This window comes from Flavobacterium sp., from assembly GCF_021151785.1.
GTDB lineage: Bacteria > Bacteroidota > Bacteroidia > Flavobacteriales > Flavobacteriaceae > Flavobacterium.
Genome location: NZ_JAGKWP010000010.1, coordinates 1 through 19,605 on the forward strand (window position 1 = coordinate 1; position 19,605 = coordinate 19,605).

The 19,605-nt window shown below is 32.8% G+C and carries 16 protein-coding genes; 8 read left to right on the plus strand and 8 right to left on the minus strand.

Annotation, left to right across the window (positions count from 1 at the left end; genetic code table 11):
* The 3 genes from QZ824_RS02050 to QZ824_RS02060 all read right to left on the minus strand — a co-directional run.
* A partial coding sequence (locus QZ824_RS02050) for a hypothetical protein (protein WP_291274373.1) occupies nucleotides 1-1,272 on the minus strand: 1,272 nt, incomplete at its 3' end.
* Nucleotides 1,273-1,456: 184 nt separating this feature from the next.
* A complete protein-coding gene (odhB, locus tag QZ824_RS02055) occupies nucleotides 1,457-2,674 on the minus strand; it encodes a 2-oxoglutarate dehydrogenase complex dihydrolipoyllysine-residue succinyltransferase (protein WP_291274374.1) in 1,218 nt (405 codons plus the stop codon).
* Between the two features lie 60 nt (nucleotides 2,675-2,734).
* Nucleotides 2,735-5,491: a 2-oxoglutarate dehydrogenase E1 component gene (locus QZ824_RS02060; protein WP_291274375.1), complete on the minus strand. Its 2,757-nt coding sequence runs from the start codon at nucleotides 5,489-5,491 to the stop codon at nucleotides 2,735-2,737.
* A 184-nt stretch (nucleotides 5,492-5,675) separates the two neighbouring features.
* Here QZ824_RS02060 and QZ824_RS02065 point away from each other — a divergent pair, with 184 nt between their 5' ends.
* Nucleotides 5,676-6,152, plus strand: coding sequence for a hypothetical protein (locus tag QZ824_RS02065; protein ID WP_291274376.1), 477 nt, complete (start codon nucleotides 5,676-5,678; stop codon nucleotides 6,150-6,152).
* Here QZ824_RS02065 and QZ824_RS02070 read toward each other — a convergent pair.
* Together QZ824_RS02070 and QZ824_RS02075 are read right to left on the minus strand one after the other, a co-directional pair.
* Entirely contained in the window at nucleotides 6,149-6,502 is a 354-nt protein-coding gene (locus QZ824_RS02070) for a hypothetical protein (protein WP_291274377.1), read from the minus strand. The genes QZ824_RS02065 and QZ824_RS02070 overlap by 4 nt on opposite strands.
* Nucleotides 6,503-6,537: 35 nt before the next feature.
* Nucleotides 6,538-7,512, minus strand: coding sequence for a polyprenyl synthetase family protein (locus tag QZ824_RS02075; RefSeq protein ID WP_291274378.1), 975 nt, complete (start codon nucleotides 7,510-7,512; stop codon nucleotides 6,538-6,540).
* 155 nt (nucleotides 7,513-7,667) lie between these two features.
* On the opposite strand from QZ824_RS02075, the gene QZ824_RS02080 reads away from it, so the two are divergent.
* The 5 genes from QZ824_RS02080 to QZ824_RS02100 are packed head-to-tail and all read left to right on the plus strand — an operon-like array spanning nucleotide 7,668 to nucleotide 14,373.
* Nucleotides 7,668-8,162, plus strand: a complete 495-nt coding sequence (locus QZ824_RS02080; protein WP_291274379.1) for a YceI family protein — start codon at nucleotides 7,668-7,670, stop codon at nucleotides 8,160-8,162.
* 2 nt (nucleotides 8,163-8,164) lie between these two features.
* Nucleotides 8,165-8,773, plus strand: coding sequence for a TetR/AcrR family transcriptional regulator (locus tag QZ824_RS02085; RefSeq protein ID WP_291274380.1), 609 nt, complete (start codon nucleotides 8,165-8,167; stop codon nucleotides 8,771-8,773).
* Between the two features lie 6 nt (nucleotides 8,774-8,779).
* On the plus strand, nucleotides 8,780-10,114 hold the full coding sequence (locus tag QZ824_RS02090) for a TolC family protein (RefSeq protein WP_291274381.1): 1,335 nt from the start codon (nucleotides 8,780-8,782) through the stop codon (nucleotides 10,112-10,114).
* Between the two features lie 7 nt (nucleotides 10,115-10,121).
* Entirely contained in the window at nucleotides 10,122-11,189 is a 1,068-nt protein-coding gene (locus tag QZ824_RS02095; RefSeq protein WP_291274382.1) for an efflux RND transporter periplasmic adaptor subunit, read from the plus strand.
* A gap of 10 nt (nucleotides 11,190-11,199) precedes the next feature.
* On the plus strand, nucleotides 11,200-14,373 hold the full coding sequence (locus QZ824_RS02100) for an efflux RND transporter permease subunit (protein WP_291274383.1): 3,174 nt from the start codon (nucleotides 11,200-11,202) through the stop codon (nucleotides 14,371-14,373).
* 50 nt (nucleotides 14,374-14,423) lie between these two features.
* Here QZ824_RS02100 and mscL read toward each other — a convergent pair whose 3' ends face one another.
* From mscL to QZ824_RS02115, 3 genes are read right to left on the minus strand one after another with little or no spacing between them, the layout of a single operon-like run.
* The gene (mscL, locus tag QZ824_RS02105) at nucleotides 14,424-14,798 is read right to left on the minus strand and encodes a large conductance mechanosensitive channel protein MscL (protein ID WP_291274384.1); all 375 of its coding nucleotides are present in this window, start codon (nucleotides 14,796-14,798) and stop codon (nucleotides 14,424-14,426) included.
* Between the two features lie 52 nt (nucleotides 14,799-14,850).
* A complete protein-coding gene (locus QZ824_RS02110; protein WP_291274385.1) occupies nucleotides 14,851-17,298 on the minus strand; it encodes a bifunctional UDP-N-acetylmuramoyl-tripeptide:D-alanyl-D-alanine ligase/alanine racemase in 2,448 nt (815 codons plus the stop codon).
* Nucleotides 17,295-17,888 carry a thymidine kinase gene (locus tag QZ824_RS02115; RefSeq protein WP_291274386.1) on the minus strand — a complete coding sequence of 198 codons (594 nt, stop codon included), beginning with the start codon at nucleotides 17,886-17,888 and terminating at the stop codon, nucleotides 17,295-17,297. The genes QZ824_RS02110 and QZ824_RS02115 overlap by 4 nt, the downstream gene beginning before the upstream one ends.
* Before the next feature lie 92 nt (nucleotides 17,889-17,980).
* Between QZ824_RS02115 and QZ824_RS02120 the strand changes: the two genes are divergently transcribed.
* Together QZ824_RS02120 and rsmI are read left to right on the plus strand one after the other, a co-directional pair.
* Entirely contained in the window at nucleotides 17,981-18,865 is an 885-nt protein-coding gene (locus QZ824_RS02120) for a hypothetical protein (protein WP_291274387.1), read from the plus strand.
* 65 nt (nucleotides 18,866-18,930) lie between these two features.
* Nucleotides 18,931-19,602 (plus strand): 16S rRNA (cytidine(1402)-2'-O)-methyltransferase, encoded by a 672-nt coding sequence (gene rsmI / locus QZ824_RS02125; RefSeq protein ID WP_291274388.1) that lies wholly within the window; start codon nucleotides 18,931-18,933, stop codon nucleotides 19,600-19,602.
* Nucleotides 19,603-19,605 lie beyond the last annotated feature (3 nt).

Sequence of the window (19,605 nt, forward strand, 5' to 3'; positions counted from 1 at the left end):
ATCTTGAATAATTTTTAAAAATCTATAATGTTTTTCTTTTTGATTTTTGTAATAATAATAAAAACTATAAACTACTAAAGCTAAAAGAAATAATATACCAAAAAGTGAAATTTTGAAATAATTTTTAGATGCAATAATATTCTTAGATTCCTCTTTGATTAGGTTTAAGTCATAATTATGGAGAAAATTCAGCGACTTGTTTTTAATTTTTTCAATCGATTGTATGAGTTCTAAACTTTTTTGAGCATATAAATATGCTTTTTTGCTATCGTTTTTTTTGCTGTAACATTGTGTCATTATGTTATAAGCCATCAATAGATTCTCTTTCGAAACTTTAGTTTTTTGGTAGCTATCTACATATTTTTTACAATAGAAAATTGCTGAATCAATTTCATTTAAATGATGAAAACAATCTGCCATTCCTAAATCAAATAATTGTATTGTTCTTACATTATCCTGAGTGCTCGGATATTTTATACCCTTTTTGTAAAGTGAAAGAGACTCAGCGTAGTTTCCTGCTAAAGCTGCACTTTTGGCTTCACGCATGCATAATAGAACTTTTGTATATTCTGGATAAAAGTTATCTTGAATCATCATTTTAGCCGCTACATTGAAGTAATAATTGGCAGAGTCTAAGAAAATGTTTTTTTTAGTTTGGATGTAATATTTTTGATAAGCTTCGCCAATAATGTTGTATTTGTCAGCAAATAATTTTTTATTCATTATTTTTTTTTCACCTACTCCTAATTTTAAGTGTGGTGATGTTTTTAATTCTCTTTTTAATAATGGTATACCATGAATGCAGTCTCCCATTGCTACTTTGATAAGTCCGTATTGTTCATTTAATCTATTGTCTGGCACTTTGTTTTTATATCTATCAAGATAAAACAATGCTAAATCATATTCTCCTAAATTTTTATGTATATAAAATAGCTTGTTAACGCATATTCCGATTAAATCTTGATAAACTTTCTCTGAAATTGATTGTTTGTCCTTTTCAATGTTATCTAATAATTTTATAAGTAGTTTTTTGGAATGAATAAACTCTGACTGATTATAAAAAGAACAGGCTACATAATATTGCCCATATAGACTAAATAATTTGTTTTTGGATTTGCTAACCTCTAAGGCCTCGGAATAAGCTTTGCTGGGATTAGAAATGAGAAGTTCTTGAATTCTTCGTGTTCTTTTAATTTCAAACTCATTTAATTCTTGAGAAAGTGCTGAGGTAAAAGAGATTAGAAAAACTAAGGAATAAATAAATTTTTGCATCTTAAAATAAACTTGGGGACTCGACTAAAATAAACTTCAGATTGCTAAAATAAAGAATATAATTATTGTTTTTATTTTTTTTGATGAATTAGTTTTATCGTTTTTCTGCTTAAATAGGGTTGTTTAAAAAAAAATCCCAAACTCAAAAAGTTTGGGATTTATATTATTAATAAGCTTCGAAATATTATAATTCTAGTGCTTTTTTAGGATTGTTATCCATCAAAATTTCAACTGGATTTTCTAATGCTTCTTTAACTGCTACTAAGAATCCAACTGACTCACGTCCATCGATGATTCTGTGATCATACGATAAGGCAACATACATAACAGGAGCAATAACAATTTGTCCGTTTTTAACAATTGCTCGCTCTACCACGTTGTGCATACCTAAAATTCCTGATTGAGGAGGATTGATAATTGGAGTAGATAACATGGATCCAAATACACCACCATTTGAAATAGTAAATGTTCCACCTGTCATTTCGTCAACCGTAATTTGTCCGTCGCGAGCACGAATAGCCAAACGTTTAATTTCTGCTTCTACCCCACGGAAAGTCAATAATTCTGCATTTCTTACTACTGGTACCATTAAACCTTTTGGTCCAGATACAGCAACTGAAATATCACAGAAGTCGTATGAAATTTTTTCTTGACCATCAATCATAGAGTTTACATCTGGGTATAATTGTAAAGCTCTAGTAACTGCTTTTGTAAAGAAAGACATGAAACCTAAACCTAATCCGTGTTTTGCTTTAAACTCATCTTTATATTGGTCACGTAAGGCATAAATAGCACTCATGTCTACTTCGTTGAAAGTAGTTAACATAGCTGTTTCGTTTTTAGCGGCAACTAAACGTTCAGCTACTTTTCTACGTAACATTGATAATTTAGATCTTTCAGAAGAACGAGAACCTCCAGTTGGTGTACCCATTGATGCTTTTGCATTCATAGCGTCCTCAGTAGTGATTCTTCCACCTTTACCAGTACCAACAACATCAGAAGGTTGGATGTTTTTTTCTGCTAAAATTTTCTTAGCTGCAGGAGAGGCAGATCCTGTTGCATAAGTTGTTTCTTGAACTGGAGCTGCTTTTGGAGCTTCTACTTTTTTCTCTTCAGCTTTTGGAGTTTCAGTAGTTGGAGCACTAGCACCACCCTCAGGTTTTGAAGCTGAAGTATCAATTAAACAAACTACAGCGCCTACTGCTACCGTGTCACCTTCTTCTGCTTTTAAAGTGATGATACCACTCATTTCAGCAGGTAATTCTAATGTTGCTTTATCTGAATCAACCTCTGCAATCGCTTGGTCTTTTTCTACATAATCTCCATCTTTCACTAACCATGTAGCGATTTCTACTTCTTTGATTGATTCCCCTGGTGAAGGGACTTTCATTTCTAAAATCATCAGTATATAATTTTATAAAGTGTTGTTATTATCTATTGTTTCAAAAATACAAATTTATTTTTATAAATTTTTGTCAAATACTTTTGCGATAGTTGCCGCATGACGTTTTTTAGATCGTGTGTAACTACCTGCTGCCGGTGCACTGTATGCTGGTGATGAAGCTAAACGTAATCTAACTAAATCGAAATTCATTAACATGTATCCGTAGGCTCCCATGTTCTTAGGTTCTTCTTGAGCCCATACATAATCATCAACGTTTGGATAATTATTGATAATGGCTTGTAATTGATCAATAGCCAATGGGAATAATTGCTCAATACGAACTAAAGCAACGTCATTTCTGCCTTGGTTTTCTCTTTCAGCTTTTAAATCGTAGTAGAATTTACCGGTACAGAAAACTAATGTTTTTACATCAGCTGGATTTACATGTGCATCGTCAATTACTTCTTGGAAAGATCCTGTAGCAAATTCTTCTATTGATGAAACGGCTTCCGGATGACGTAATAAACTCTTTGGTGTAAATACCATTAAAGGTTTTCTATAATCGGCTAACATTTGTCTTCTTAATAGATGGAAGAAGTTAGCAGGAGTAGTACAATCAGCCACAAACATATTTTGCTGAGAGCATAATTGTAAATAGCGCTCCATTCTTGCAGAAGAGTGTTCAGCACCTTGATTTTCATATCCATGTGGCATCAAGAAAACCAATCCATTTTGACTATTCCATTTATCTTCAGCCGCAGAAATGTATTGATCAATCATAATTTGAGCTCCATTAGAGAAATCTCCAAATTGTGCTTCCCAAATAGTTAAAGTTTTTGGAGAAGCTAATGCATATCCATAATCAAAACCTACCACGCCATACTCGGATAATAGTGAGTTAAATGCGTTAAAGTTTCCTTTTTTATTTGGAATATGATCTAGTAATACTACTTCTTCTTCAGATTCTTCTACTTTAACAACGGCATGTCTGTGAGAGAAGGTTCCTCTTTCTACATCTTGCCCAGAAATACGAACGTTGTATCCCTCAGTTAACAATGAGCCATAAGCTAGCATTTCCCCCATTGCCCAATCTAATTTGTTGTTCTCAAAATACATGGCTTTTCTGTCGTTGATTAGCTTTTGTATTTTGCTGATGAATTTTTTATCTGAAGGTAATTCAGTTACTACTTTTGCAATATCAGTTAACGTTTTTTCGTCTACAGCGGTATTGATTTTTTCTAACATTTTAGCTCTATCGGCTTTGTTAAAACCAACCCATTCGTCTTGCATAAAAGGTTCTATAACGGTTAATTCTTCAGCACGAGAAGCATTTAAGTCGTTGTCTAATTTTGCTTTATAGCTATCTTCAATTTCTTTAACATAAGAAGAAGAAATTACACCTTGCTCTACTAATTTAGCGCCATAGATGTCTCTTACATTTTTATGTTTAGAAAGTGTTTTGTATAATTTTGGTTGTGTAAAACGCGGTTCGTCTCCTTCATTATGGCCATATTTTCTATAACCTAAAATATCAACAAAAACATCAGTACCAAATTCCATTCTGTATTCTAATGCAAAAGTCATCGCTTTCACTACTGCTTCAGCATCATCCGCATTTACGTGTAAAACTGGAGCTGAGGTTAGTTTTGCAATATCTGTACAATATGTAGCCGAACGTGAATCGGTGTAATTCGTTGTAAATCCAACTTGATTGTTGATTACAACGTGAATAGTTCCTTGAGTTTTATAACCATCTAAAGTAACCATTTGAGCTACTTCATACACTAAACCTTGTCCTGCCACAGCAGCGTCACCGTGAACAATTACAGGTAAAACTTTATTGGGTTGATTTGGGAAATAGCGGTCTTGTTTTGAACGAGTAATACCTTCAACTACAGCACCAACCGTTTCTAAATGGGATGGGTTGGGAACTAAATTAATGTTGATTGCCTTACCAGTTCTTGTGATTTTGTGAGTTGTAATTCCTAAGTGGTATTTAACGTCTCCATCAAAATGATCGCCATCTGCATAATCTTTTCCGTCAAATTCACTAAATATATTTTTAGGCGATTTATCAAAAACATTAGCTAAAACATTTAAACGACCACGGTGTGCCATTCCTAAAACAACTTGTTCTACGCCTAGTTGAGCAGCATCTTCAATTAACAAATCAAAGGCAGGTACCACAGCTTCGTTACCTTCTAATGAAAAACGTTTTTGACCTACATATTTTGTGTGTAAAAAGTTTTCAAAAGAAACCGCTTCATTTAATTTTTCAACAATAATTTTTTTTCTTTCAGAAGGTGTTTCGTTCACCATGGCATTGATTTTTTGTTCAATCCACGCTTGTGTTTTAGGGTCACGAATGTATTTATATTCGAATGCGATTGTTTCGCAGAATAATTTTTTCAATAATTGAACCAATTCACCAAGTGTAATTGGTGAAGAAGAAATTAAAGTTGAAGCTTGAAAAATTGTGGTTTCGTCGGAAGTAGATAAGCCAAAATTTTCAAGATCTAATGTTGGTGTAAATGTTCTTCTATCTCTTACAGGGTTTGTTTTAGAAAATAAATGTCCGTTTGTTCGGTATGCTTCAATTAATTGAAGTACTTTGATTTCTTTTTGAATTTTTTCAGTTAATTGTTTGGCATCAATTGAACCTGAAGTAGCTTGAGTTAATTGGTCAACCGGACTTGCAAACTCATTAGCGAAGTCAAAACCTTGGAAAAAACTTCTCCAGCTAGGTTCTACACTGTCAGGATTTACTAAGTATTGGTCATATAAATCAGCAAAAAATGCTGTATGTGCTGCGTTTAAAAAGGAAAACCTATCCATGATATTGATTTTTCAATCTTTGGGTTAAAAAATTTATGCAAAAGTATAAACTTTTCTGCTAATCTTTCAAAGAAATTTGTACTTTTATGCTATTAATTTGAATTTGTTTAATTAGTGAATGAAAAATATGTTAAAGTTGTTAAATTCTTTTTTTTTGGTCTTTTTATTTGTCTTTTTTGCAAAAATGCAAGCTCAAAATGATACAATTGCTAAAAATAAAAATCTTTTTTTTAAGGATGTTCGTTTTGGTGGTGGATTAGGGCTAGCTGTGGGTAATGGTTATAGCGATTTGTATTTTTCCCCTACAGCATTTAAGCCGCTCAATCATTTAACAACAATAGGTTTCGGAATAATTGGTAGTTATGTAAAGAATAGAGACTTTTTTACTTCAACTATGTATGGGGTTTCGGTAATAGGTTTAGTTAATCCTATTCAAGAAATGCAACTTTCAGCTGAAGTAGAACAACTTCGAGTGAATTTAAAATATAATACTGATTCAGGGTTTAAAACAACTGATAATTTTTGGAATACAGCACTGTTTTTGGGTATTGGTTATCGATCTGATGGTGTCACAATTGGAATGCGCTATAATGTTTTGTATCGTGAAAAGAATAATGTATACTCACAAGCTTGGATGCCTTTTGTGAGGATAATATTTTAATAGTATTTTCTAAACCATACTTTTTGCCATTCTCTTTTTAAAACAAGGAAGGCCACTTGTTCAGCTAACTGAACTAAATCACTACCATCTATTTTCTTAATTTCACTTTCTGAGACGTCTATGATGTATAATAAATTTAAGTATTCAGTAAATTTATGTTGAATAAGATATAACAATTTTTCATGAACACGATTTTTGAATTCAAAAGGTAAAATACTCGAAGGTAAATCAATGCTTTCATTAGCTAAGTGAAAATCTTTATTGACTTGCTCGATTAACTTAAAATACAAATGTTCCTCTTCTGCTAGAGAAATTAAGTTGTCTACATTGGCTGGAATTTGATAATTCATGAGTAAGTGTTTTTAATTTCTCATTATCTTATTTCTCATACGTTTCGACTCATTAGCATTTCTCCAAAAGTCTTAAGTAATGTTTTTTTATCCTCTGAAATAGACATTTTATTTAATGTGTTAAAAGCCTTTAAAGTATAGTTTTCAATTGCTTTTTTTGTTGCCTCACTTGCCCCTGTTTCTATGAATAGTTGTTTTACCGATTCAATTTTTTCACTATTGTCAACAAGTTGAACCGAAAATAAATGACTTAGTTGTTGTTGCTGATCTTTTGATGAAAATTCAAGCGCTTTTAGATACAAATATGTTTTTTTGTTTTCAATAATATCACCACCTACTTGTTTGCCGAATGTTTTTGGATCGCCAAAAGCATCTAAGTAGTCATCTTGTAATTGGAAAGCAATACCTAAATTTAGACCAAAATCATAAATTAAATTTCTGTTTTCTTCAGATGTTTGTGCAACGATGGCTCCCATTTTCATAGCTGCACCTAATAAAACGGCTGTTTTATATTCAATCATTTTTAAATATTCTGGAATTGTAACATCGTCTCGAGTTTCAAAATCTACATCATATTGTTGCCCTTCACAAACTTCTAAAGCGGTTTTACTAAAAAGTTTGGCTAATGATTGAAAAATCATTGGTTCATAAACTTCAAAATATTGATATGCTAAAATTAGCATGGCATCACCTGAAAGAATTCCGGTGTTTACATTCCATTTTTCATGTACGGTTTCTTTTCCTCTTCTCAAGGGAGCATCATCCATAATATCATCATGGACTAGTGAAAAATTATGAAATACTTCAACTGCAGCTGCTGCAGACAATGCTTTTTTATGATCACCATCAAAAACATCTGTTGCCATTAGGGTTAAAACAGGTCGAATTCGCTTCCCTCCTAAAGATAGGATGTAAGAAATGGGTTCGTATAGATTCTTTGGTTCTTTACAAATTGCAATTTTTTCAAAGTATTCAGAAATTACTTCTTGATATTGAGGTAATGATAACATGATTCCTTTTTTGGGCTAAGTTAAGGTAAATCAATCATATTTTGAAGGTCTATCAAATGTTAAATTTTTGTAAATACCAAGGAAACTATTTGCGTGTTAAAAGTTTCCTTTATATATTTGCATCGTTAATTTAGTAATCTATGCAAGTGTTGAGTTTGGAACTAGATCAAAATCAAACGAATTTTTTTATTAAAGTTCGGAGAAATATGGCTTCTTATCTAAAGAATAATATAAAGTATTCTTCTGGTTATGCAGTTGTTGCAAATAATAAAGTGGAAAATATTTCTTTGAAGTTTAAATTAGAAGTTGATGATGATTCACTTAAAAGGAAAGATAGAAAAGGTTTTTTAAAAAGAAGAAAAAAATCTTTTGTTCAGTTTGAATCTATTTCTTATCAAAGGATTAATGATGATATTAGTTTTATTAAAGGTTATGTAACCATTAATGAGGTAACAAAAATCATTGAGTTAGAGGCTTATGTTAGGACAGAAAAACTTGTCAAAGGGAAATCAAAAGTAGTATTTGACGTACTAGGTGAAATAAATAAAAAGGACTTTGGCCTAGGGGTAGATGAACAAGTAACAGTAAATGGAATTGCCTTTGGCAGAAATATAAATATTGAAGGTAATTTTGAGTTTTTAAGTAATTAATCATGAGTTGCGAAGTAAAAAATAAAATCATTTCTAAAGCTACAGATATGTTTTTGAGGTTAGGCTTCAAAAGTGTAACTATGGATGATATTGCTAGTGAAATGTGTATGTCTAAAAAAACGATTTACAAATATTTTAGTAATAAAGAAATATTGATTGAGCAAGGTACTGAAATGGTTAGAGAAAAATTTCATTCTTTAATGGGCGAAGTAGTTTCTAAAAATTTCAATGCCATTAAGGAAAATTTTGAAATCCGAAAGATGTTTAAAGAAATGTTTCAAGCAGTTGACCATTCACCAGCATTTCAATTGAAAAAACACTATCCAGAAATTTATGAAAAAATGATGCAGGATGAAATTAAAGAGTGTGAGTCTGTTTTTACTCAGAATGTGCAAAAAGGAATAGCAGAAGGATTGTATAGAGCAGACACAGATGTTGCAATAGCAGTCAAATTTTATTATACGTTAATTTTTTCTATTAATGAGAACACCTCTTTAGAAAAAGAAGCCTCACTTCTTGAATTGAAAGCATTAGAATATCATACAAGAGCCATTGCAACTATAAAAGGAGTGCAAGAATTAGAAGATAATTTAAAATTAATAAATCCATAACCAAAAATGAAGAATAGATTAATCCTAGCTTTCGCATTTTTAACAGGAGTCATTCATGCCCAAGTAAAAGAATTGACTTTGAAAGATGCAGTGCAATATGCTTTAGAAAACAAAGCAGACGCCAAAAAAGCGAAATTACAAGTAGAAAACAGTAACCATCAAATTGCCGAAGTACGCGCTCAAGCGTTACCTCAGTTAGCTATTAATAGTTCACTGACGGTAAACCCCATTTTGCAGCAAAGTGCTTTACCTGGTGAGTTTTTTGGTGCGCCAGGACAAGTTGTTTTGGTTCCCTTTGGGCAAAAATGGAATAGTACAGCCATCGTTTCTTTTTCTCAAAATTTGTTTAATCAGTCGGTTTTCACTGGCTTAAAGGCAGCTAAAACAACTAGAGAATTTTATCAAGTAAACCAACAATTAACAGAAGAGCAGTTAATTGAGAAGGTAGCTTCAAGCTATTATCAAGTGTATGTTTATCAACAAAAGCTAAAAATTGCCGCAAGTAATTTAGAGTCAACCAAAAAGGTTAGAGCAATTATTGATGGACAATTTCAAAACGGTCTAGCCAGAAAAATTGATTTAGATCGAATTAGTGTTAAAGTGAGTAATCTTGAAGCAGCTAAACAACAATTAATTAATGCTGTACAACTTCAAGAAAACACATTGAAGTTTTTTATTGGAATGCCAATGAATGAAGCTATTCAATTACCAGAGAATACGATGGAAGTTACAGCGGCAGCTTTTGAACAAAATACAGAGGTTTCTAAAAGAACCGAAATGGCTTTACTAAAAAAGCAACAAGAATTATTGACATATCAAAAAAAGGCGTTCTTAGCAGAATACTACCCTGAGCTATCTTTGACTGCAAATTATGGATATCAAGGGCTAGGTAAACAAATGCCATGGTTTGCAAAACCTGCTGATGGTGTTTATTGGACGGATTTCTCTTCCGTGGGATTAAATTTAAGAATTCCAGTTTTCAATGGTTTTTCTACTCGCTCCAGAGTACGTCAAGCAGATGTAAGCCTTCAAAAAATAGAAGAGGATATTAAAGATACTGAATTGGCATTGAATTATCAATTTGAAAATGCTAAAACGCAAATCAACAATAGTATCATTAATGTAAATACACAAGAGAAAAATATGAAATTAGCCAAAGAAGTTCTGGAAAATACTAAAAATAATTACCTGAACGGATTAGCTTCTTTAACAGAGTTGTTAGATGCTGAAAATGCACTTACAGAAGCTCAAAATAATTATACTTCGGCTCAATTAGAATATAAATTGGCGGAAATACAAATCATAAAATCAAAAGGAGAACTAAAGAACTTATTAAACTAATAATCAAATGAAAAAAATAATTTACATAGCTTTAGGTATAGCGTTAGTTGGTGGAGCAGTAGTAACATTGATGAACAATAAAAAGCAAAATGAAGCTGATACAGCCATTGTAGCTCAAGAAAACAATACTGTTGCCGTTCGTGTTGCAAATGTAGTGACAGGAACTTTAGATGATAATTTTGTTGCAAATGGAAATTTTGCTCCTGCACAAGAATTGAATTTGGCAGCCGAGTTTTCAGGTAAAGTTATCAGCGTGTTAGTAAAAGAAGGAGACCGAGTAGCAAAAGGACAAACGTTAGCTGTTATAAGAGGAGATATGGCAAATGTAGAAGCGCAAACGGCTAATGCTAATTATCAAAATGCTTTAAATGATTACAATCGTTTTGAAAGTGCTTATAAAACAGGCGGAGTTACAAAACAACAATTAGATCAGGCTAGAATAAACATGGTTAATGCGAAATCTCGTTTAACACAAGCTAACATTCATGTGGGAGATACTCGAGTAAAAGCACCTTTTAGTGGAATTATTAACAAAAAATATATTGAAGTTGGAGCCATCTTAAGCGCAATGCCACCAACACAAATGTTTGAATTAGTAAATACCAGTTCACTAAAATTAAAAGTAAGTGTGAGTGAAAGTCAAGTAGCTCAATTAAAGGTAGGAGCAACAGTGGCTGTAAAAGCAACCGTTTTCCCTGATAAACAATATGTTGGTAAGGTTACTTTTATAGCACCAAAGGCTGATGCTTCATTGAATTTCCCAATTGAAGTTGCTGTTACTAATAACATTAATAATGAGATTAAGGCAGGAATGTATGGATCTGTTGTTTTCGGTTCAGGAACAACTAAACAGCCAGAAATTATGTATATCCCAAGAAATGCTTTTGTTGGAAGTGTTAACAGCAATCAAGTTTTTGTAGTTGAAAATGAAATAGCTGTTCTGAAAAAAGTGGTAGCCGGAAAAGTATACGGTAATAAAGTAGAAGTTCTAAGTGGTTTGAAAAATGGCGATGTCGTAGTAACAAGCGGTCAAATCAATTTAAGTGACAATACTAAAGTTTCAATCGTAAAATAAGACAGTCAAAATGAAAATTGTAGATATATCAATTAAGAGACCTTCCATGGTAATCGTATTGTTTACGATACTTTTACTAGGTGGTTTATATAGTTACAAACAGTTGAGTTACGAGTTAATTCCAAAGTTTGAAGTAAATGTAGTAACCGTGTCAACTGTGTATCCTGGAGCTTCTCCAAATGAGGTTGAAAACACAGTTACAAAAAAAATAGAAGATGCGGTTTCGACCATGGAAAATATTAAAAAATTGGAGTCGAAATCATATGAAAGTTTATCGGTAGTGATGATAACATTAACTCCCGAAGCTAATGCTGATTACGCCTTAAATGATGCTCAACGCAAGATTAATGCTGTGTTGAAAGATTTACCAGAAGATGTTGATCCTCCTTCATTGAGTAAGTTTTCGTTGAGTGATTTCCCTATCATGACAATAGGGGCTACGGCACAAATGGATGAGGTAGAATTTTATGATTTATTAGATAAAAAAATACAGCCCATTGTTTCTCGTGTAGCGGGTGTTGCTCAAGTAAATTTAGTAGGTGGTCAAGAAAGAGAAATCAAAGTAAGTTTGGATGCCGTTAAATTACAAGGATTTGGTTTGTCTGTTCCACAGGTACAACAAGCTGTTTTATCTTCTAATTTAGATTTTCCTACAGGTAATATCAAGACAAGAGAAAACAGTACAACAATTCGTTTGTCTGGGAAGTATAAATCTGTAGAAGAATTAAGAAATTTGGTCATCTCATCACAAAATGGGGCACAAATTCGTTTAGGCGATGTAGCTGATGTTCAAGATGCTCAAAAAGATGTAGCCAAGATTTCAAGAATCAATCAAAAAAGTTCAATTTTACTTCAAGTAATTAAACAGTCGGATGCTAATGCTGTTGAAGTGAGTAAAAAAGTGAAAGCTGCGTTAGCTAAAATTGAAAAAGATTATGCTAAATCAAATTTAAAGTTAAAAGTAGCTAACGATAGTAGTGAGTTTACTTTAACAGCAGCAGATTCTGTAATTCATGATTTGTTTTTAGCTGTAATTCTTGTGGCATTTGTAATGTTGTTTTTCTTGCATAGTTTAAGAAATGCATTGATTGTAATGGTTTCCATCCCAGCTTCATTGATTGCTACTTTTATTGGTATTTCATTAATGGGATACACCCTAAATTTAATGAGTTTATTGGGTCTGTCCTTAGTGGTAGGTATTCTGGTTGACGATGCCATTGTTGTACTGGAAAATATTCACCGACACATGGAGATGGGTAAAAATAAAGTGAGAGCGGCTTATGACGGAGCAGCAGAGATTGGATTTACGGTAACAGCAATTACCTTAGTTATTGTTGTCGTGTTTTTACCAATTGCAATGAGTACAGGATTAGTGTCTAATATCATTACTCAATTCTGTGTTACGGTTGTTATAGCTACTTTACTTTCATTATTAGCTTCGTTTACAATTGTACCTTGGTTGTTTTCAAGATTCGGAAAATTAGAACATTTGAATCAAGAATCTATTTTTGGTAAAATTATTATTGGTTTTGAACGTTATTTAGATCGATTTACACATCAAGTTACAAATGTTTTAAAATGGGCACTTCGTCATAAAAAAACAACCTTAGCTATTATGGTTGTAGCTTTCTTTGGATCGACAATTGGATTATTAGGAGGTGGATTCATTGGAGGTGAATTTTTTGCTCAAACAGATAAAGGGGAATTCTTGGTTCAAATTGAAATGCCAAAAGATGTTTCAGTAGAGCAAACTAATTTTATGACACAAAAAGCAGAAGCTTTTTTAAGAAAAGATAAAAATGTGGTTGATTTAATTACAACTGTAGGACAAACGAGTGAAGGAATGGGAGCTACAACTTCCACTGCTTATAAAGCTGAAATATTGGTTTCATTGGTAGAGAAATCAAAACGAGATGATGATTCCTTTATTTACGCTGCTAAAATAAAAAGAGAATTACAGAAAGTATTGGTGGGAGCAAAAGTTAAAACTGTACCAATGGGATTATTAGGCGCAAATGAAGCACCAATTGTCTTAACGGTTACAGGTTCAAACTTAGATGATGTAATGAATTTTGCCCAAAAAGCAGCTGCTGAATTGAAAAAAATCCCTGGTGCAACAGAAATTAAACTCACCTCTGAAGCAGGAAATCCAGAAATTAAGGTACAAGTAGATAGAGATAAAATGGCAGCACTTGGTTTAAACTTACAAACGGTTGGTTTAACCATGCAAACGGCTTTTAATGGAAATACAGATGGTAAATTTAGAGCAGGACAATACGAATATGATATCAATATTCGATTTAATGAAAATGATCGATCAAATATTAAAGATGTTAATGACTTAGTGTTTACAAATAATATGGGTCAACAAGTAAAATTATCTCAATTTGCTCAAGTAATTGAAAGCTCAGGGCCAAGTATGCTTGAAAGAAGAGATAAAAGTACTTCGGTTACAGTACAGGCTCAATCAGTAGGACGTCCATCAGGAACTGTAGCAACAGAATGGGAAGCTGTGTTCTCAAAAATGGAGCGTCCAGCGGGAGTAAATTATGTTTGGGGTGGAGATATGGAAAATCAAACAGAAGGTTTTGGTACCTTAGGTGTAGCATTATTAGCGGCAATTATATTGGTTTATTTAGTGATGGTTGCTTTGTATGATGATTTCATAACACCTTTTGTTGTATTGTTCTCTATTCCGTTGTCATTCATTGGAGCCTTATTAGCTTTGGCTTTAACAGATAACTCGTTAAATATATTTACGATTTTAGGGATTATCATGTTGATTGGATTAGTAACCAAAAACGCTATTTTACTAGTAGATTTTGCAAACCATAGAAAGTCAGAAGGGGAATCAACGTTTAATGCTTTGATTCAAGCTAATCATGCTCGTTTGAGACCTATTTTGATGACTACAATTGCCATGGTGATAGGTATGATTCCTATTGCTTTAGCTAAAGGAGCTGCTGCCGAAATGAACAATGGTTTAGCATGGGTAATTATTGGAGGATTGATTTCGTCACTATTTTTAACTCTTGTTGTAGTTCCTGTTGTTTATGCCATTTTTGATAGTTTAAAACGTAGATTTGGTAAAGCAGAAAAAGTAAATTATGCTGAATTGATGAATGCAGATTATGAACACAAAGAATTAAGTGAAGATGGTTTTACACCTAAACATGAATTGTAAAATAACTTGATTTTCATAAAAAAAGGCTGATTCTAATTGTTGAATCAGCCTTATTTATTTTTTAATAAATCTCTTATTTCTGCTAATAATTGTTCTTGTGTAGGTCCAGTTGTTGCAACTGGTGCAGGTTCCTCTTTTTTCTTCATTGAATGAAGGCCTTTAACCATTAAGAAAATCACAAAAGCAATTACTAAAAAGCTTATTACAGCGGCTAAGAATTTACCATACAAAATTCCGCTATCGGTTTTTAATCCTGCTAAGTCTTCTACTTGTGCTGCTTTTAACGCTGGATTTAATAATGCTGGAGTGATTACATCAGATACTAATGAAGTTACGATAGCACTAAATGCACCACCAATTATTACCCCTACTGCTAGGTCCATTACATTACCTTTTGCAATAAAATCTCTAAATTCTCTTAACATAATTTTGTTTTTTAATTAGTTTGAATTTCTAAGTTAAGAAAATAAAAGAGAATTATCCATTTTTGTAGAAAATTCTTTTTACTCGTTGTGAAATAGAAGTTAAGATTTCATATGGAATAGTTTGTAATGTTTGTGCCATTTCAATTACCGTAGGTGAATGTCCAAAAATGATAACTTCATCTTGTTCTTGACAAGGGATGTGAGTGACATCAACCATTAACATATCCATACAAATATTGCCTAGAATACGAGCTTTTTGATTATGTATTGTGACGTATCCTTTTTCATTACCCCATGCTCTTCGAATCCCATCCGCATAACCAATAGGTACGGTGGCTACTCGAATAGGTTCATTTACCATGAATTTTCTACCATAGCCAATGCTTTCTTTTGGAGTAACCTCTCTAATTTGAAGAATAATGCTTTTTAGTGTGCTTACTTGTTGCAATAATTGATTTTCTTCTTTAGAATTTCCAACACCATACAAGCCTATTCCTAATCGAACCATATTAAATTGATATTCGCTAAAATTAAAAATGCCAGATGTGTTTAATAAATGCTCAATAGGTTGAATGCCTAATTTAGATTTTATTTCTTCAGCCATTTGTTGGTATCGGTTAATTTGGAGTAAGGTAAAGTCTTTGAAATTTAGTTCATCACTTGCCGCTAAATGACTAAAAATACTAGTGACTTTTACAAAATTCGATTGGCGTAAAATAGTTATTAATTCAGGAATATCATGTGCTTCAAAGCCTTGTCTATGCATGCCCGTATCCAACTTAAGGTGAATAGGATAAGCGCTAACATTTTTTTCTTTGCTTATTTTTATAAAGGATTTGAGTGCGTTTAGGGAGTAAATTTCAGGTTCCAATTGGTATGCAATCATGGTGTTGAAACTGCTTGTTTCAGGGTTCATAATCATAATAGGCATCGTAATTCCTGCCTTTCGCAATTCCACGCCTTCGTCAGCAAATGCCACTCCTAAATAGCTTGTTTTTAAAAATTCTAAATGTTTGGCTAGCTCATAACCACCGTTGCCATAGCCAAAGGCTTTTACCATAACCATAACTTTGGTTTCTGGTTTTAGTTTGGATTTGTAAAAGTTGAGGTTATAAGTTATTGCATCTAGATTAATTTCTAAAATAGTCTCGTGTTTCTTTTCTTCCAATAGTACTACAATTTCATCAAAATGAAAACTTCTTGCTCCTTTAACTAAAATGGTTTCGTTTTGAAAAGATTGAGTGTTGAATTGTTGTAAAAATGCTTGGGTTGTAGAAAAAGAAATCACATTTGGTAAATGTTCTAGATGTTTACTAATGGTTTCTCCAATAGTAATTATGCGATTTATTTTGTTGCTTTCTAGTGCTTTAGTGACGTTGTGGTATAATTGATCTACGTCTAAACCACTTTGGAAAATATCCGATAAAATAATACTCTTTTTGGAATGTACTTTCTGTTGGTCAAGAAAGTCAAGAGCTATTTTTAATGATTGATAATCACTTGAAAAACTATCATCAATTAATAGACAATTATTGATGCCTTTTTTGGCTTGTAATCGAATTTCTACTGCGTATAACTCTGCAATTCTTTTCTGAATTACGTAAAAATCAACTTTTAGATAAACTAAAGTCGCTATACAAGTCATAGCGTTTTCAATAGAAATATCATCCGTGAAAGGTAGGTTAATTTCTATTTTATGATTTGAAATTTGAAGTTTTAAATTTGTTTGTTGGTTGTTTTTGACTTTAGAAACCACAAAAACATTAGCGGATGGATTATCAAAACTCCACGTAAAAGTAGGTGCTGAAATATGCTTTTCTACAAAGTCGTTTTTTTCTAAAATGACTATTTTACATCGGTTAAATAGTTTTGTCTTTTCTTTTACTTTTTCTTCAATTGAGGTGAAACCTTCGTTGTGTGCGTCGCCTAAGTGGGTAAAAATACCAATAGAAGGTTGAATGATTTTCTCTAAAAGAGCCATCTCATGATGTTGGGAGATGCCTGCTTCAAAGATACCTAAATTATGTTTTTCATTGATTCCAAAAACAGATAAAGGGACACCTACTTGAGAATTGTAACTTTTAGGGCTTCTGACTATGGCGTAATCGGGGCTGAGTAAGAAATTCAACCATTCTTTAACTATAGTTTTTCCGTTACTACCAGTGATAGCTATCGTTTGTAACGATTTGAATTCTGATTTATAATGTTGAGCCAATTCTTGTAGTGCTACCGTTGTGTTTTCAACTATATAAAAATGAGCTTTATTTTTTACGACATCTGGAATGTATTCGACAACAAAATTAGCAACTCCTTTTTGGATTAAAGATTCAATATATTGGTGTGCATCATGATTGTGACCTTTTAAACAAAAAAATAAGGTATGACTACCATTCTGAAGAGATCGACTATCAATGGAAACATGGTCAAATTCCAAAAAAATGTTTTCGTTCATAAAAGAACAATGTATAGCCTTTGCTAATAAAGTAGAGTTTATTGTCATTCTTCTTCCTTTTGTTCTCGAATAGCCTTATGGTAAGCAGCCCTACTTAGAGGTTCATATTCGTCTGTTTCACCTAATAAAACTAGATTTTCACTTGCTGCTTTTCTGAAACTAAAATGCGCTAAATTTCCAGTTCGTGTACAAACAGCATGAACCTTAGTTACATATTCAGCAGTAGCCATTAAAGCTGGCATTGGACCAAAAGGATTGCCTTTAAAATCCATGTCTAATCCAGCTACTATAACGCGAATACCGCTGTTGGCTAAGTCGTTGCAAACTGCTACAATTTCATCATCAAAAAACTGGGCTTCATCGATACCTACTACATCACATCCTTGTGCTAAAATTCGAATATTTTCTGCAGCAGGAACGGGGGTAGATCGGATTTCGTTTTTATTGTGAGAAACCACCATTTCATCATGATACCTAGTGTCTATGGCAGGTTTAAATATTTCTACTTTTTGCTTGGCAAATTGCGCTCTTTTTAATCGACGAATTAGCTCTTCTGTTTTGCCAGAAAACATTGACCCACAGATTACCTCTATCCATCCAAATTGCTCTTCTTGATTGACTGTATTTTCGAGAAACATTTTGCCTTTTTACTATTATTAGATTTGAAATTCTTTTACCTTTGTAGAACAAACAAATGTATTAAAAATCGTTTACACTAGTATTCTATCCTATGAAAAAAAAGATTGAAGCTGAATTAATCAGTATTGCCCACCGATTATTAAAAATGAATAATTACAAAGAAACGGTTCAATTGCAAGATGAGGTGAAGAAATTATATGAGCAATTAACATTGTTACGATTCTATGAAGAACAATTCAATGTGATTGAGCAAGACATGGGTGGGGCAGTTTTTGAAGAAAAGTTAGAAAGAATTATTGTAGGTACCATTGAAGTAGACGAGGAAGAATTAGAAGAAGTTGAGTTGACTTCACCTGAGAATATTGAAAAAATAGAGCAGGAATTAATGGAGAATGTTGAATTAACTCATGAAGCACCGGTTTTTGATGAAAAAGTTCATGAGGAGGCTGTTGAGCAGAAACCAATCGATAATCAGTCAATAGAAGAACTAAACGATGAACCTAAAAAGGAATCCGCTATAATTGGAACTAAAGTTTCTAAACAGATTACTATAGATGAGGTTTTGGTTCATGATTACCAAGATACTTTATTTGTTAAAAAAGAAGACATAATTCCTGTTCCTGTCATTGAAGATGTAAAACCTATTGAAGCCCTAAAAGAAGAAGTTGTTTCGCCTAAAATAGTTGAAGAGGAGGTAAAAACTGTTGAAGTTGCTGCAGTTGTGTCAAAACCAGAAATGCCAGTTGGTAAAGGCATCGTGCTTACATTGAATGATAAAATTGCTTTTGAAAAAAATCTTTTTGCTGGTAATACAGAAGATTTAAACCGAGTTATTTCGCAACTTAATTCGTTCACATCTTTAGAGGAAGCAAAATCTTTTGTGTTAGATTTTGTAAAACCTGATTATAACAATTGGGCAGGAAAAGAAGAGTATGAAACACGTTTTTTAGAAATTGTAGAAAATAAATTTAAATAATTTTTTTAATGTTTATGGCTTGTAGTTGGTTTTAACTATAAACTTTAGACGATAGAAGTAATAGGATGTCAAAACTCTATATCGTTCCCACTCCCATAGGAAACCTAGAAGACATGACTTTGAGAGCTATTAAAGTGCTTAAGGAAGTCGATTGTATTTTAGCCGAAGACACGCGCAATAGTGGAAAATTGCTAAAACACTTTGAAATAGGAACCCCAATGCAAAGTCACCATATGCATAACGAGCATAAAACGGTTGATAATTTAGTAAAACGTATGCAAGCAGGTGAAACGATAGCTTTAATTTCTGATGCAGGAACTCCAGCTATCTCTGACCCTGGTTTTTTATTAACACGTGCTTGTGTAGAAAATGGAATAGAAGTAGAATGTTTGCCTGGTGCTACAGCTTTTGTGCCTGCGTTGGTCAATAGTGGATTGCCTAATGATAAATTTATTTTTGAAGGTTTCTTACCAGATAAAAAAGGTAGACAAACCCGTTTTTTAGCTTTAGCAGAAGAAACCCGTACCATGATTTTATATGTGTCGCCTCATAAATTAGTGAAAACTTTAGCTGAATTTATTCAGTATTTTGGTGCTGACCGACAAGTTACAGTTTCACGAGAGTTGTCTAAACTGCATGAAGAAACCGTAAGAGGAACAGCTGAAGAGGTGCTTAAACATTTCGAAGCTAAACCACCTAAAGGAGAAATTGTGGTGTGTGTGGCGGGGAAGAAATAAAAT

Bases quoted from the DNA above. Each gene is read 5' to 3' on its own strand.
- odhB (WP_291274374.1), bottom strand. From the start codon at position 2,674: ATGATTTTAGAAATGAAAGTCCCTTCACCAGGGGAATCAATCAAAGAA.
- QZ824_RS02060 (WP_291274375.1), bottom strand. From the start codon at position 5,491: ATGGATAGGTTTTCCTTTTTAAACGCAGCACATACAGCATTTTTTGCT.
- QZ824_RS02065 (WP_291274376.1), top strand. From the start codon at position 5,676: ATGCAAGCTCAAAATGATACAATTGCTAAAAATAAAAATCTTTTTTTT.
- QZ824_RS02070 (WP_291274377.1), bottom strand. From the start codon at position 6,502: ATGAATTATCAAATTCCAGCCAATGTAGACAACTTAATTTCTCTAGCA.
- QZ824_RS02075 (WP_291274378.1), bottom strand. From the start codon at position 7,512: ATGTTATCATTACCTCAATATCAAGAAGTAATTTCTGAATACTTTGAA.
- QZ824_RS02085 (WP_291274380.1), top strand. From the start codon at position 8,165: ATGAGTTGCGAAGTAAAAAATAAAATCATTTCTAAAGCTACAGATATG.
- QZ824_RS02090 (WP_291274381.1), top strand. From the start codon at position 8,780: ATGAAGAATAGATTAATCCTAGCTTTCGCATTTTTAACAGGAGTCATT.
- QZ824_RS02095 (WP_291274382.1), top strand. From the start codon at position 10,122: ATGAAAAAAATAATTTACATAGCTTTAGGTATAGCGTTAGTTGGTGGA.
- QZ824_RS02100 (WP_291274383.1), top strand. From the start codon at position 11,200: ATGAAAATTGTAGATATATCAATTAAGAGACCTTCCATGGTAATCGTA.
- mscL (WP_291274384.1), bottom strand. From the start codon at position 14,798: ATGTTAAGAGAATTTAGAGATTTTATTGCAAAAGGTAATGTAATGGAC.
- QZ824_RS02110 (WP_291274385.1), bottom strand. From the start codon at position 17,298: ATGACAATAAACTCTACTTTATTAGCAAAGGCTATACATTGTTCTTTT.
- QZ824_RS02115 (WP_291274386.1), bottom strand. From the start codon at position 17,888: ATGTTTCTCGAAAATACAGTCAATCAAGAAGAGCAATTTGGATGGATA.
- QZ824_RS02120 (WP_291274387.1), top strand. From the start codon at position 17,981: ATGAAAAAAAAGATTGAAGCTGAATTAATCAGTATTGCCCACCGATTA.
- rsmI (WP_291274388.1), top strand. From the start codon at position 18,931: ATGTCAAAACTCTATATCGTTCCCACTCCCATAGGAAACCTAGAAGAC.